Here is a 13,063-nt window from a genome sequence, read left to right on the forward strand (position 1 = left end):
CCTCGATTCTCGTCGGCTCAATCTAGGAGCGACGGCGCGTCGGCGGTAGGGAAATCCCGGTATCCGCGCTCGGGTGATCCCATAGGGCCCATGACCACGCTGACCCTCCCCTCGCCCGACCTGTACGACGCGTGGCTGGACTGCGTCCGCGACTTCGCCGACGGCCCCCGCGACGGCTCGGGGGACTGGCAGGTGCCGGGTCTCGGCCCGGACGCGGCGTCGTTCGCGGCCCTGCTCGAGGTGATCGCACGGGAGTCCGACCCGACCTGGGTGCTGCCCGCGGGCCACGTGCACGGCGACTACTACTGGGTGACGCAGGACGAGGAGATGATCGGGTTCCTGGCGCTGCGCCACTCGATCGACACCGAGTTCCTGCGCACCCAGGGTGGCCACATCGGCTACAGCATCTGCCCCTCGCAGCGACGGCGCGGCCACGCCTCGCGTGCGCTCGGCCTGGCCCTCGACCGGGCGCGCCAGCTCGGCCTGAACCGGGTCCTGCTCACCTGCGATGAGGCCAACGCCGCCTCGGCCCGCACCATCGAGAGCCAGGGCGGGGCGTTCGAGAGCAGCGTGACCGGGAAGCGCCGCTATTGGATCAGCCTGTGAGCACCACCCGGCCCCGCACGAAGCGCAAGCCGCGGCGTACCCGCGGCGCGCACGTGCTCGCCGGCCTGCTCGTGACCCTCACCGCGTTGGGCGGTCTCGCCATGGTCATCTACGTCACGACGATGCCCTCCCCGGCCTGCCAGGCGGACTACAGCGAGGACACCATCGTGGCCCCGAGGTCCTACCAGGGCATGCTGCTGTGCCGGGTCTCGGCGAGCGGAGAGATCACCGAGAGCGGGCTGGTGCTGTTCGGGCCGTTCGCGGTCCCGGTGGTGCTCGCGCTCGCCGCGCTGGTCAGCTGGGTCCGGGCCCGGCGCCTGGCCGCGCTGCTCCCCCTGCTGCTCGCCTCGCTCGTCGCGCCCTGGCTGCTGCGCGGCGTGATCGAGGCGCTCCCGGCCGACTGCACCGTGGCGCAGTGGGACGAGCACGGGCCGCCCGGGTGTGAGCGCAACGAGGAGCAGCGCCCGGGGATCAGCGAGTACTGAGGCCGGCTCAAGCCGGGTCGGTCACGTCCGCCACCTGCGCGGCGAGGTGCGCGATCACGTCCTCGGCGGCCAGCGTCGCCGCGACGCCGTGGGCGCCGGCTCCGATCGAGATCGTGCCGCGGACCCGCTCGTCGGCGATCACCGGCAGCCTGGTCGCCGAGCCGAACGGCGTGATCGTGCCGCGCTCGTAGCCGGTCACCTCGCGCGCGACCTCCGCATCGGGCATCGAGATGCGGTTCACCCCCAGCAGCGCCCGGAGCTTGGGCCAGGAGATCTCCCGGTCGCCGGGCACCAGCACGAACAGGTGGTCGCCGGCTCCGCGGCGTACCACCATCGTCTTGACGATCGCCCGGGCGGGCACGCCTCGGATCTCGGCCGCCTCCGCCAGGGACCGGACCCGGCCGTGCCGGGTGACGGTGTGCGCGATCCCGGACTCGGCCAGCGCCCTAAGGGCGGGGGTTTCGTCCGGCGTCTCGGTCTCCATGACGCGACCCTAGGCGAGGCCTGGCCAGACCCGCACGAGGCGAGCATCATGGCCAGATGATCCGTGCGTCGGCCCGGTCCGCGGGCAACCCCGCCCGGCTGTGGTCGCTGGCCAGCGACGTGGAGCGCTGGGCCGAGCGCCTGCCGACGGTGGATGCGGTGCGGCCGCTGGGCACCGGCGCGACCGGGGTCGGGTCACGCTTCGAGGTCCGCCAGCCCGGCCTGCCCAAGGCGATCTGGGAGGTGACCGACTGGCAGGAGGGGCGCTCGTTCACCTGGGCGTCGAGCAGCCCGGGGATCCGCAGCACGGCCGTGCACACGGTGCGCGCGGAAGCCGACGGAGCGAGGCTGGACCTGTCGCTGGAGTGGACCGGGCGCCTGGCCCCGGTCATCGAGCGGCTCCTCGGGCGCAAGTCCCAGGGCATGGTCGAGGTCGAGGCGCAGACCTTCGCGCGCCTCGCCGAGCACGGATGACCCGGGCGTGGCTCACCGGACCGCGCGCTCGGCGGCGGCCTCCACCCGCCAGTCGCGCGGCAGCACGCCGTACGCCGCGCGGAACCTGCGCACGAAGTGCGTGGGGTCCTTGAAGCCCCAGGCGTGAGCCACCGCCGCGATCGGCCGCTGCGCGGGCGCGCTGGCCAGCTCGGCCCTTGCCCCGGAGAGCCGCTGCGCGATGATGTACTGCTCCAGGCTGAACCCCTGGGCGGTGCAGGCCCGGAACAGCTGACGCCGAGACACCGCCAACGCCGCGGCGACCTGGTCGGGGTTGAGCCCGGGGTCGCGCAGGTGCTGGTGGACGTAGGCGCGGACCTGGGTGGCCAGGGTCTGGTCGAGGACGTCCGGGTCGCCGCGTCCGTCGTCGGCGGCGCCGCTGAGCATCGCCCGGAGCAGCTGGATGCTCGCCTCCCCCAGCTGCGGCGCGGCGGCGGAGGCGCTGAGCCGCTCGGCGTCGCGGGTGAGCTCGACGAGGTAGCGGCTGACGACGCCGTGCAGCGGGCTGCTCGGCAACCGCGACGCGGCGCGCTGGACCAGGTCCAGTGGCAGCCCCAGGCGGGCGATCGGCACCTGCAGGGAGACCGAGGACCCCCAGCCCGACCAGGCGAACTCGAAGGGCCGGGTCACGTCGACCACCATCAGGTCACCGGTGCGGACCAGGCGCTGACGCTCCCCCAGCTGGTGGCGGCCGACCCCGTCACCGTGGACGGCGACGGCGACCGCGTCGGGCGAGGCGGCCTCGGCGGTACGCCGGTCGCGGCGCATCGCGATGCCGGTGCTGCGGGCGGTGAAGACGCGGGTCTCGCCCAGCTCGGCGAGCTCCATCCGACCCACGACGCCGTCCGGGCCGGGCTCGAGCTCGACGCTGGTGGCGCCGGACGCCTCGGCCATGGCGACGCGGAAGACCTCGTGACGGTCCCGTCGATCGAGGCCGGCGGTGTCGAGGAGGACGGCCATGCGCCTCTCCTTCACCAGGGACAGGGCGCGTCTGGCGAGTCTAACCGGGCAGGTCGTTCTTGGCTGCCGTGCTGAGACGCCGGCCGGCTCAGGTGCGCAGGGCGTCCTCGAGCCGGTCGAGGAGCCGCGTGAGCTCCGCATCGCGGTCCTGGGGCGCGCTCTCGGCGAGGGGGCCCGAGCTGTGCAGCATCGCGAACCCGTGCACGGCCGACCAGCACACCAGCTCGGCGCCCTCGCGCTTCGCCGCACCGAGGAAGCCGGTCGCCTCGCACTCGTCGAGAGCCCCGGACAGCAGCTCGTAGGGTGCCAGCAGCCGGTCGAGGGAGGCGCGCGCGAAGCTCACCGAGAACAGCCCCGGCTCGGCCAGCGCGTACTCGACGTACCCCGTGCCCACCGCGCGCAGCCGGCGTACGGCGCGCTGCCGCGGGTCGGCCTCGCGCACCCGTCGCATCTGTTCGGCCATCCGCACGCTGAGCTCGGCCATGCCGACGTCCGCGACCTCGCGCAGCAGCTCGTCGCGGTCGGCGAAGTGGCGGTACGCCGCGTTGTGGGACACCCCCGCACGGCGGGCGACCTCGCGCAGCGCGATCCCGTCGGGGCCTCGGCTGCGTGCCAGGTCCACCGCGGTCTCGACGAGGGCAGCTCGCAGATTGCCGTGGTGGTAGCTGCTCATGGCCGCACGCTAGCCGCAAGGGTGTTGACAGCGTCCACATCGTCTCCGAGTCTTGGGCGATGTTGACACTGTCCACACCAGCTGGAGGCATGTCCATGGGCCGCAAGATCGGGACGTTGATCGCGGTGTACGTCGCCGCGCTCGCGATCAACCTCGACATCACCATCGTCAACGTCGGACTGCCCAGCATCGCGGCCGAGCTCGACGCCAGCACGCGTGGACTGCAATGGGTCGTCGACGCCTACAACCTCACGTTCGCGGCGTTGGTCCTCGCCGCCGGAAGCCTGTCGGACCGGTTCGGGCGGCGTCCGGCGCTGATCATCGGGCTGCTCGGCTTCGCCGCCATGAACGCGATCGGCGCCATGGTCGACACCACGGGGGCGCTGATCGCCGCGCGGTTCGGGATGGGTGCCTTCGCGGCGCTGATCTTCCCGACGACGCTGTCGATCATCTCCAACACCTTCACCGACCGCAGGCAGCGCTCCGCGGCGCTGGGCGGGTGGGGTGCCGTCGTCGGCGTCGGTGTCGCGGCCGGGCCGGTGACCGGTGGCGCGTTCCTAGAGCACTTCTACTGGGGCAGCATCTTCTGGGCGCTCGTGCCGCTCGCGCTGTTCGCCGCCGCGCTCGCCTACCTGCTGGTCCCGGAGTCGCGCGATCCCGCCGTGCCCGGGCTGGATCTGCGGGGGCTGACGGTCTCCGTCGCGATGCTCGCCCTGTTGGTGCACACGGTGATCGAGGCGCCCGAGCGGGGATGGGGAAGCACCGCGACGCTGCTCGGGTTCGCCGGTGCGGCGGTCCTCGTCGCCACCTTCGTCGCCGTGGAGCGTTCCGTGGAGCACCCGATGCTCGACGTCACGCTCTTCGCCGACCGCCGGTTCAGCGCTGCGGCCGGCGCCGTGACCATCGTGTTCTTCGCGCTGTCCGGCTTCATCTTCCTGATCACCCAGTACTTCCAGGTGATCCGCGACTACGGGCCGCTCTCGACGGGGGCGCGCATCCTTCCCGTCGCGGGGGCGATCGCGGTCGCCTCGATCATCGGAGGGGTGCTCGCGCCGCGGGTCGGCACGAAGATCCTCGTGGTCACCGGGCTGGTCTCCTTCGGAGCGGCGATGCTGTGGATCGCCGGGGTCGTGGAGGTCGATACGCCGTACGCGACGGTGATCGTCGCACAGATGGTGCTGATGGGCCTCGGGATCGGTCTGATCCAGACACCGGCGACGGAGTCAATCATGCAGGTGCTGCCACCGGCGCGCGCCGGTGTCGGATCGGCGGTCAACGACGCGACGCGTGAGCTGGGGGCGACGCTCGGCGTCGCCGTCGTCGGCGCCGTCTTCTCCTCGGTCTTCGGGGCGCGCCTGGCCGAGAGCGCGTTCGCGGCCACCGGCCGCGCGGACGAGGCGGGCGAATCCGTCCACGTCGCCCGCGTGATCGCCGGCAGTGACCCGACCCTGCTCGGCGCGGTGCAGGACTCGTTCCTCTCCGGGCTGAGCATCGGTTGCCTCACCGTTGCGGTGGTCTGTCTCCTCGGCGCCCTCGCCGGCTCGATCGCCCTGCCGGGGCGGGGATTCGTCGCGCAGAGCCGACAGGGTGGCACGCAGGGCCGTTCCGACGTGCCCCGTGCCGTGTGAGCCTCCTCGTGGGGAGGGAAGGAGCCGGGTCGGGCTCATCGACGCCGACGCGCTCGAGCTCCTCTCCCGCCTCCCCGTCGCCGACCTGGAGGAAGCATGAGCACCGACGAGACCACCCCCGCCCCGACCGGCACCACCCCCGACACCGTCGTGCTCGTGCACGGGCTGTGGGTCACCCCACGCAGCTGGGAGCACTGGGTGCCCCACTACGAGGCCCGCGGGTTCCGGGTCCTCACCCCGGCGTACCCGGGCTTCGAGATCGAGGTCGAGGCGCTGCGCGCCGATGAGAGCGTCATCGCCGACTGCTCGATCACCGACACCATCGCGCACCTGAGCAGCGTGGTCGAGTCCGTCGAGCGGCCGCCGATCATCATCGGCCACTCCTTCGGCGGCGCGCTCACCCAGCTGCTCCTGGCCCGCGGCCTCGGGGCGGCGGGGGTGGCCATCAACTCGGCACCCACCGAGGGCGTCCGTCGCAACCCGCCCTCGCAGATCAAGGCGCTGTTCCCGGCCCTCAACAACCCCGCCAAGCGGCACCGGGCGGTCGGGTTCAGCGAGAAGCAGTTCCACTACGCCTTCACCAACACCCTCGACGAGGCGAGCGCGAAGGCCGACTACGAGCGGTACGCGATCGCCGCCCCCGGCCGCTGGGTCTGGGACTACGGCCTGATCGCCAACTTCAAGCCCGGCCATCAGGAGACCTGGGTCGACTACGCCAACGACGACCGCGCGCCGCTGCTGTTCATCGCCGGCGGCGCGGACCACATCATGCCGGCGTCGGTGAACGCCTCGAACGCGCGCAAGTACCGCCGGTCCGCGGCGACGACCGACTACGTGCTACTGGAGGGCCGGTCGCACTGGACCTGCGCCGAGCCCGGCTGGGAGAGCGTCGCCGACCGGGCGCTCGACTGGGCGCTGGCGCACGCCGGCTCGACCGAGGAGTCCGCGGGCGCGTCCTGACGGGCGTTCCTCGCCCCGTGGGTCACCGTAGGAGACCCGTGACGTCCAGGGTCCCCATCTCCATCTCGCTGCCGAGGGTCACGTCGAGCTCGACCCGGAGGGTGGGGGTGGGGCCGCACGACGCCTCGAGGACCCGCACCGTGCCGGCCGAGCCGGCCTCGCCGCTGGCGACCTCGTTGCCGTCGCCCTCCCGGCCCTCCGGGTCCATGTCTGCGGCGAACACGCTCAGCGGCCGGTCGTTGGCAACCACCCCCGGGGCCAGTACTCGTGTGAAACCCTCGATCGGCAGCTCGTAGGTGCGTCCCAGCTCCAGCTCACGCACCCTGGCCTCGAAGCTGAGGAACGGCCGCAGGAGCCGCTGGCCCACCGCCTGGAACTTCGTCTCGGCCACGATGGTCAGTCGTCCCTCCTCATCAGGCCGGCAGACGAGCGTGGCGTCGCCGAAGGTGTAGGTCGACCCATCGGGACGTGTCAGCACCACCGAATCCGTCGGAACCGCCGGGTCGATCGCCACGATGGCCGACCCGTCGCCGTCGCCGAACCGGATCGACCAGGTGAGTGCCGTCGCCACGATCAGCGCAGCGGCACCTCCCAGGAGGGCTGTACGTCGCAGGCGGCGACGCTCGGCGATCCGCTGCGCGACGCGTTCGGTCGCGTCGTACGGCGGGATCAACGCGGATGCCAGCCGCTCGAAGTCAGCCTTGATCTGCTCGTCTGCGTCGGTCATCGCTCACTCCTGTGCTGTCGACCGTGGGCGGAGTCGAACGTCGTTGTCACGTGCTTGGGCGCGGAGCCGCTCCAGGGCGCGCGAAAGATGACTCTTCGCGGTGCCCTCCGAGCAGTCCATGCGTTCCGCGATCGTCCGGACGTCCAGGTCCTCGACGAACCGCAATGCCACCGCGGTCCGCTGCTTCGGGGAGAGCGTCGCCAGTGCGTCGACCAACCACGGGTCGATCTCGTTGGTGACGTCCAGGACCGCATCCTCGGTGGAGGAAATGTGCAGCGGCAGCTCGCGTCGCAGGCGACGCAACCGGTCGATGTTCAGCCGCACCATCACAGTGCGGGCGTAGGCCATCGGCTGTCCGATCTCGGCCCGGTCCCACCGCTCCCCCACGCGAGCCAGAGTCTCCTGAGTCAGATCCCAGGCGTCGTGGGTGTTGGCAGTCAGCGCATAGGCGAGCCCGAGGAGCGGACGGGACGACGTCGCGACGAAGTCGGCGAACTCCTCAGGCAACGCGGACCTGGGCCGTGCAGTCATGTCGCCTCCGAGCCGCTCACGAACCTCATTCCCGATATTGACGGGGAAGGTCCTCGAAAGGTTGAGGGCACGCCCTACCGCCCTATCCTCGGGTGATGCCTCTGGCCCCGGCCCACCCCGCGGTAGTGCTGCCGCTGCAGGGGCTCGGCCTGCCGCTGAGCGCGCTGGTGGTGGGCGCGGTCGCGCCGGACACGCCGGTGTACCTGCCGGTGGGGGTGAGCTACCAGACGACGCACAGCGGCTGGGGGGTCGCCGTGGACGCGGTGATCGGGTTGGTCCTGCTGGGACTGTGGTTCGCCGTGGTGCGTGACGCCGTGGTCGACCTGACGCCGTACCTGCGGGACCGTGTGCCGGCGCAGGGGCGACTCGGACGACGGGCGTGGCTGCTGGCCCCACTGACGGTGGCGATCGGGGCGGGGACACACGTGCTGTGGGACTCCGCCACCCACGACTGGGGGTTCCTGGTGCGGGACCTGGCGTTCCTGCGCGAGGAGCACGGCCCCGTCCCGCTGTACCGCTGGCTCCAGCACGCCTCGACGGTCCTCGGCGCCGCGGCGGTGGCGGCGTACGGCTTGCTCCGCCTGAACCGGCGACCGGTCGTGCCGCGCCCGCCGGCGGCGGAGGGCAGCGGGCTCTGGCTGGTTCCGGTCCCCGCGACCGTGCTGGGGGTCGGGATCGCGCTGCGGGATCCGGAGGCGGCCGTCGGTGCCGCGCTGCTCGTGCTGCTGGTCGTGGCGCTCGCGTGGCGGGTGGTCCGGAGGGCCGAGGATCCACCGGCCGCCGAGCGACGCGGCTCACGCTGACTGATGACATGCGGCCGGTGGCGTCATTACGGTGCTGACATGCAACTCTTTCGGACGAAGTCGGTCGAGCAGTCCATCGCCGAGACCGACGAGCCGGAGCACCGGCTGAAGAAGGACCTGGGTGTCCTGGACCTTCTGATCTTCGGGGTCGGCGTCATCATCGGCGCCGGGATCTTCGTGGTGACCGGGACCGTGGCCAAGACGAACTCCGGTCCGGCGATCACGATCTCCTTTGCGATCGCGGGGCTGGCCTGCGGGCTGGCCGCGCTGTGCTACGCGGAGTTCGCGTCCACGCTGCCGGTCGCCGGGAGCGCCTACACGTTCAGCTACGCCTCCTTCGGCGAGCTCATCGCCTGGATCATCGGGTGGGACCTCGCCCTCGAGTTCACCATCGGCGCCGCGGCCCTGAGCACGAGCTTCTCCGGGTACTTCCAGGAGGTCTTCGCGGGCACGTTCCTCGAGGTGCCGACCTCGCTGGGATCGGCGGCGAACGGCACGGTCGACCTGCCGGCGGTGGTGATCTCGCTGCTCGTGATGGGCATCCTGATCGGCGGCATCAAGCTGTCGAGCCAGATCAACCAGGTGATCGTGGCGATCAAGCTGCTGGTGATCGCCGCGGTCATCATCTTCGGCATCGGCCACATCAAGGCCGACAACTACACGCCGTTCATCCCGCCCTCGAAGCCCGCGCCCGAGGCGAGCGGCAGCTTCATGGACGTCACCCTGATCAGCTGGCTGCTGGGCATCGAGCCGGCCGTCTACGGCCTCGCCGGCGTGATCGCCGGCGCCTCGATCGTGTTCTTCGCCTTCATCGGCTTCGACGTGGTCGCCACCACCGCCGAGGAGACCAAGAACCCGCAGCGCGACATCCCCCGCGGCATCCTCGGGTCGCTGGTCATCGTCACCCTGCTCTACATGGCGGTCAGCCTGGTCGTCACCGGCATGCGGAGCTACACCGAGATCGAGGCCGGCGACCCCGCCCCGCTGGCGACCGCCTTCGACTCCGTCGGCTTGGAGTTCATGGGCCGGCTGATCTCGATCGGGGCCTGCATCGGCCTGATCGTGGTGGTGATGATCCTGATGCTCGGCCAGACCCGGGTCGCGTTCGCGATGGCCCGCGACGGGCTGCTCCCCCCCGTCCTCGCCAAGGTGCACCCGCGGTTCGGCACGCCGTACGTGATCACGTTGATCACCGGCGTCGCGGTGGCGATCATCGGCGGCTTCGTCGACCTGGCCACGCTGGTCAACCTGGTCAGCATCGGCACGCTCTTCGCGTTCGTGCTGGTCAGCATCGGCGTGGTCATCCTGCGGCGCAGCCGCCCGGACCTGCCCCGGTCGTTCCGCACCCCGGCGGTCTACGTGGTCGCGACCGCCTCGGTGCTGCTGTGCTCCTACCTGATGCTGAACCTCACCGGCGGCACCTGGGTCCGGTTCCTGGTGTGGATGGCCATCGGGCTGGTCGTGTACGCCGTGTACGGCTACCGCCACTCCCGCCTCGGGAAGGCCCAGCCCGCTCCGGAGGCCACCCCCGACGTCGTCTAGGCGCTCGGCGGGGCACGCGACGGTCAGCTCGACTTGAGGGCGAAGCCCATGTACGACATCCGGTCGTTCTTGACCGCGCCGAACTCGAGGCGGCGGCTCAGCTCCCCGTAGCTGATGCTGCCTCGCTTGGCGCGGAAGGTGTTCCGCAGCACCGAGAGCGGGTTCGCGCGGGGGGCGAGGCCCACGATGTCGCGCACGTGCAGGCCCTCGGCGCGCAGGCCGGCCGTCAGCTCGGCGGGGGTGATGAACATGTCCCAGTCGTGGATGCTCGCCTCGTCGATCCGGGTCAGCGGCCACTCCTGCATCACCTTGATCGCGAGCAGCTTGCTGGTCCGGGTCCGGTTGACGGTGTCGAAGAGGAACACGCCCTCGGGCTTCGCGGCGCGGGCGATCTCGCCGAGCACCAGCTGGAGGTCGGACACGTGCTCGAGGACGTCGCAGGAGTAGACGAGGTCGAACTCGCCGTCGGTGACCGGCAGGTCCTCCCCGCGGCCGACCCGGTAGTCGATCTCCAGCCCGGCCTCACCCGCGTGGCGGCGTGCGGTGTCGATGGAGACCGCGGAGGGGTCGATGCCGACGACCCGACAGCCCATCCGCGCGAACTGCTCGGCGAGGAACCCGCCGCCGCAGCCCACGTCGAGCGCGCGCAGTCCCGCCGGGTCGAGCCGCAGGCGCTCGATCAGCACCTGGTGGAAGTAGGCGGCCCGCGCCGGCGTCATGCTCCCGTGCAGCATGTTCAGCGGGTTGCCCTCGTCCCACCAGCCAGCGCCCTCGCGGTCGTAGATGTCGTTGTCGATCGGCATGGCGGGCACCCTCCGGCTAGGCGGATCTCACCAGCGTAGGGCCGGCCGGCGGGGAGGGCACGGCTCTTTTATCGGATCCGGACGCGCACGGGCTCCGTGTGCTCGGAGACCAACCTGGCCGGGCCCGGCTCTGCGTCGAGGGGTACGTCGAAGCTCCAGGTCGCCCAGCCCAGATGGTCGTCCTCGACCTCGGCGTCGGTGCTGTCGAGGAGCCACGAGTCGTCGCCCTGCACGAGTCGCAGGGTCACGTCCTCGAACGGCTGCGGAGGCGGGTCGTCGTACTCACAGTCGTCACAGCCCCAGACACCGGAGCAGGTCATGGTGTCGCGGCAGCCATCGACGAACGCACGGCCCTCGATCACTGTGTACGCGCCACGCTCGAGCAGGAGCGGCTCGGTGACCTCGAGGTACGGACTCACGCAGGAGGCGACCGCCGGCGCCTGCGGGAAGGGGGCGAAGGCGACGCCCAGCATCATGGCGAGGACGAGCAGGGGCGTTTGCTTCATGTGGAGCAGACGGGGAGGTGGCGGCATCGGTTCCGTGACGCCTGGCACCACGAGTTGTAATCCATTGGTTGACAGTCCGCGTCAACGTTGGCTGCGGGCGTGGATCCGATCGTCGCAGCCCAAGCCGAGATCGGCGAGGCACTCGGCATGACACGGGAGGACGCATGTCCATCGATCAGGTCCGCGCGCTGACCGAGTGCGTGCTCCAACTCATCAGCGCCGGCGACTACGCGAGCCTCGAAGAGCTTCTCCACCCCGACGTCCGCAGCCAACTGCCAGAGAGCCTGGTGATGGACACCTGGTCCAGCGTGCTGGCCGAGATCGGGGCACTGGAGAGGCAGTCCGACATCCACGTCGCGCTTCCGGGCGGGGAGAGGATCGAGGAGGACGAGGAGATCCTCAGAACGGTCGTCGGGGTCACGACGTTGAACTGCGAGGCCGGCGAAGTCATGGGGCGAGTCGCCGTCGACAACGAGCTACGCGTGGTCGGGCTGCTGATCGTCGCCGCCGATCACCAGCCGCTGCCGTTCTAGCCCAGCTCTGGCATATGGAGCGGACGCGAGGATTTGAACCTCGACTCCTTCCCTGGAAGGGAAGCGTGCTGCAACTACACCACGTCCGCGAGGCAGCCTCTGACGAGGCTGACACGTTCGTAGTATGAACCCCCTTCGGGACCGTGCGGGCGCCAGGGTGCGACTCTGGGACCTCAGGCCTCCACGCCAGGTAAGAGCGTCGCGATCGCGCCGGTAACACGCAGCCTGCGGACGCAATCGCAGCAGCAGATGCGGAGACCCTGTTGCCCGGATGGACAGCAGGTGGCCCCCGTCAGACTGGACGCCCGATGGCGGCCCATCCGCCAACGTCGCTCTGGCCGTACTCATTGCCGCCGGCGGCGAGGACGCATCCATCCGCCCGAAGCCCGAGTGTGTGGTTGGCGCCAGCAGCGACCTCGACGATCTCCCGCCAGGTCGAGACATCGCACTGACCCGCGTCGTTCTTGCCCACGGCCATCGCCCGGCCGGACGAGGTCACGGCCACCGTGTGGTGGCTGCCGGCGGCCACGGCCATGACGTCCGACCACTGGTCCACCTCGCAAGCACCTGCCGACTTCGATCCTGCCGCGAGGACGGTTCCGGTCGTGGTGAGCGCGACGGTGTGGACCGAACCCGCCGCGACAGCGACGACGTCACGCCAAGCTTCGAGTCTGCACTGCCCGCGTATCTCGTTTCCGCTGGCCACGACGGTCCCGTCCCTGCCCAGGCCTACCGAGTGCCAGTCCCCGCAGGCGAGTGCGACGATCTGGCGCCATGAACCGACGTCGCATGCTCCTTCGTCGCGACGTCCCGCAGCGACGACGGTGCCGTCCGCCCGCAGAGCGAGCGTGCGGCGCCAGCCTGCGGCGATAGCGGTGATCTCGCGCCATTGGGCCACGTCGCACTGGCCGTGCCCGTTCCAGCCCACCGCGGTCACGGTGCCGTCCGCGATCAAACCCACGCTGTGTGACCGCCCGGTGTTGGACGCCGCATGTACATTCCCAGCCGCCACCGCCACCACCTCTGCCCAATCGGCGGTGCGAGACTCGCTGGCTGCCCCTGCCCCGGCTGAGGCGACGGCCCCATCGATCCGCAGTCCCAGCGAATGGCGCGGCCCCGCAGCGAGGGCGTGGATATTCACCGCACCAGCATGCCCGGGAGATCGAGCGTCCGTGGGCGCGGCCCTCCGCGCCCACGGACCCCATCGCGTCGACACTCGCAACGGTCGCTCATCGGCAGACCCGGGCGTCTAACGCGGCTACTAGACGATTCCCGTAGGACCGGCGTCCGGCCAGACTCGGTCCAGGTGATCGGCGGGCAGCTCTCTATGC

General features: G+C 71.1%; 16 protein-coding genes and 1 tRNA gene. 8 read left to right on the top strand and 9 right to left on the bottom strand.

Annotated elements, in window-relative coordinates:
- Positions 1–90 precede the first annotated feature (90 nt).
- A complete protein-coding gene (locus tag AC6EI4_RS17370) occupies positions 91–606 on the top strand; it encodes a GNAT family N-acetyltransferase (RefSeq protein ID WP_498420707.1) in 516 nt (171 codons plus the stop codon).
- On the top strand, positions 603–1,091 hold the full coding sequence (locus tag AC6EI4_RS17375; RefSeq protein WP_498452230.1) for a hypothetical protein: 489 nt from the start codon (positions 603–605) through the stop codon (positions 1,089–1,091). The genes AC6EI4_RS17370 and AC6EI4_RS17375 overlap by 4 nt, the downstream gene beginning before the upstream one ends.
- Positions 1,092–1,098: 7 nt before the next feature.
- Here the strand turns inward: AC6EI4_RS17375 and AC6EI4_RS17380 are convergent, their stop codons facing one another.
- Positions 1,099–1,575, bottom strand: a complete 477-nt coding sequence (locus AC6EI4_RS17380; RefSeq protein ID WP_498452231.1) for an aminoacyl-tRNA deacylase — start codon at positions 1,573–1,575, stop codon at positions 1,099–1,101.
- Positions 1,576–1,631: 56 nt separating this feature from the next.
- Here AC6EI4_RS17380 and AC6EI4_RS17385 point away from each other — a divergent pair, with 56 nt between their 5' ends.
- Complete coding sequence (locus AC6EI4_RS17385) at positions 1,632–2,048, top strand: SRPBCC family protein (RefSeq protein ID WP_498452232.1); 417 nt, start codon at positions 1,632–1,634, stop codon at positions 2,046–2,048.
- Positions 2,049–2,060: 12 nt separating this feature from the next.
- Here AC6EI4_RS17385 and AC6EI4_RS17390 read toward each other — a convergent pair whose 3' ends face one another.
- A complete protein-coding gene (locus AC6EI4_RS17390; RefSeq protein ID WP_498420697.1) occupies positions 2,061–3,026 on the bottom strand; it encodes a helix-turn-helix domain-containing protein in 966 nt (321 codons plus the stop codon).
- An 88-nt stretch (positions 3,027–3,114) separates the two neighbouring features.
- The gene (locus tag AC6EI4_RS17395; protein WP_498420695.1) at positions 3,115–3,699 is read right to left on the bottom strand and encodes a TetR/AcrR family transcriptional regulator; all 585 of its coding nucleotides are present in this window, start codon (positions 3,697–3,699) and stop codon (positions 3,115–3,117) included.
- Between the two features lie 95 nt (positions 3,700–3,794).
- On the opposite strand from AC6EI4_RS17395, the gene AC6EI4_RS17400 reads away from it, so the two are divergent.
- Together AC6EI4_RS17400 and AC6EI4_RS17405 are read left to right on the top strand one after the other, a co-directional pair.
- Entirely contained in the window at positions 3,795–5,327 is a 1,533-nt protein-coding gene (locus AC6EI4_RS17400) for an MFS transporter (RefSeq protein WP_498452233.1), read from the top strand.
- Positions 5,328–5,423: 96 nt separating this feature from the next.
- Positions 5,424–6,287 (top strand): alpha/beta hydrolase, encoded by an 864-nt coding sequence (locus tag AC6EI4_RS17405; protein ID WP_498452234.1) that lies wholly within the window; start codon positions 5,424–5,426, stop codon positions 6,285–6,287.
- Positions 6,288–6,309: 22 nt separating this feature from the next.
- Here AC6EI4_RS17405 and AC6EI4_RS17410 read toward each other — a convergent pair whose 3' ends face one another.
- Together AC6EI4_RS17410 and AC6EI4_RS17415 are read right to left on the bottom strand one after the other, a co-directional pair.
- Entirely contained in the window at positions 6,310–7,014 is a 705-nt protein-coding gene (locus AC6EI4_RS17410; protein ID WP_498452235.1) for a hypothetical protein, read from the bottom strand.
- Between the two features lie 3 nt (positions 7,015–7,017).
- Positions 7,018–7,545 (bottom strand): RNA polymerase sigma factor, encoded by a 528-nt coding sequence (locus AC6EI4_RS17415; protein ID WP_498452236.1) that lies wholly within the window; start codon positions 7,543–7,545, stop codon positions 7,018–7,020.
- 95 nt (positions 7,546–7,640) lie between these two features.
- Between AC6EI4_RS17415 and AC6EI4_RS17420 the strand changes: the two genes are divergently transcribed.
- Together AC6EI4_RS17420 and AC6EI4_RS17425 are read left to right on the top strand one after the other, a co-directional pair.
- The gene (locus AC6EI4_RS17420; protein ID WP_498452237.1) at positions 7,641–8,348 is read left to right on the top strand and encodes a DUF4184 family protein; all 708 of its coding nucleotides are present in this window, start codon (positions 7,641–7,643) and stop codon (positions 8,346–8,348) included.
- A 39-nt stretch (positions 8,349–8,387) separates the two neighbouring features.
- Positions 8,388–9,890: an amino acid permease gene (locus tag AC6EI4_RS17425; RefSeq protein ID WP_498452238.1), complete on the top strand. Its 1,503-nt coding sequence runs from the start codon at positions 8,388–8,390 to the stop codon at positions 9,888–9,890.
- 23 nt (positions 9,891–9,913) lie between these two features.
- Here AC6EI4_RS17425 and ubiG read toward each other — a convergent pair whose 3' ends face one another.
- Together ubiG and AC6EI4_RS17435 are read right to left on the bottom strand one after the other, a co-directional pair.
- Positions 9,914–10,693: a bifunctional 2-polyprenyl-6-hydroxyphenol methylase/3-demethylubiquinol 3-O-methyltransferase UbiG gene (gene ubiG / locus AC6EI4_RS17430; RefSeq protein WP_498452239.1), complete on the bottom strand. Its 780-nt coding sequence runs from the start codon at positions 10,691–10,693 to the stop codon at positions 9,914–9,916.
- Between the two features lie 68 nt (positions 10,694–10,761).
- Positions 10,762–11,199, bottom strand: coding sequence for a hypothetical protein (locus AC6EI4_RS17435; RefSeq protein ID WP_498452240.1), 438 nt, complete (start codon positions 11,197–11,199; stop codon positions 10,762–10,764).
- A 164-nt stretch (positions 11,200–11,363) separates the two neighbouring features.
- On the opposite strand from AC6EI4_RS17435, the gene AC6EI4_RS17440 reads away from it, so the two are divergent.
- Entirely contained in the window at positions 11,364–11,732 is a 369-nt protein-coding gene (locus tag AC6EI4_RS17440; protein WP_498452241.1) for a hypothetical protein, read from the top strand.
- Between the two features lie 15 nt (positions 11,733–11,747).
- Here the strand turns inward: AC6EI4_RS17440 and AC6EI4_RS17445 are convergent.
- Positions 11,748–11,821 (bottom strand) — tRNA-Gly (locus AC6EI4_RS17445).
- Between the two features lie 203 nt (positions 11,822–12,024).
- A complete protein-coding gene (locus AC6EI4_RS17450) occupies positions 12,025–12,873 on the bottom strand; it encodes an RCC1 domain-containing protein (protein ID WP_498452242.1) in 849 nt (282 codons plus the stop codon).
- Between the last annotated feature and the right edge of the window lie 190 nt (positions 12,874–13,063).

It is taken from the genome of Nocardioides sp. Z43_10 (genome assembly GCF_059766615.1).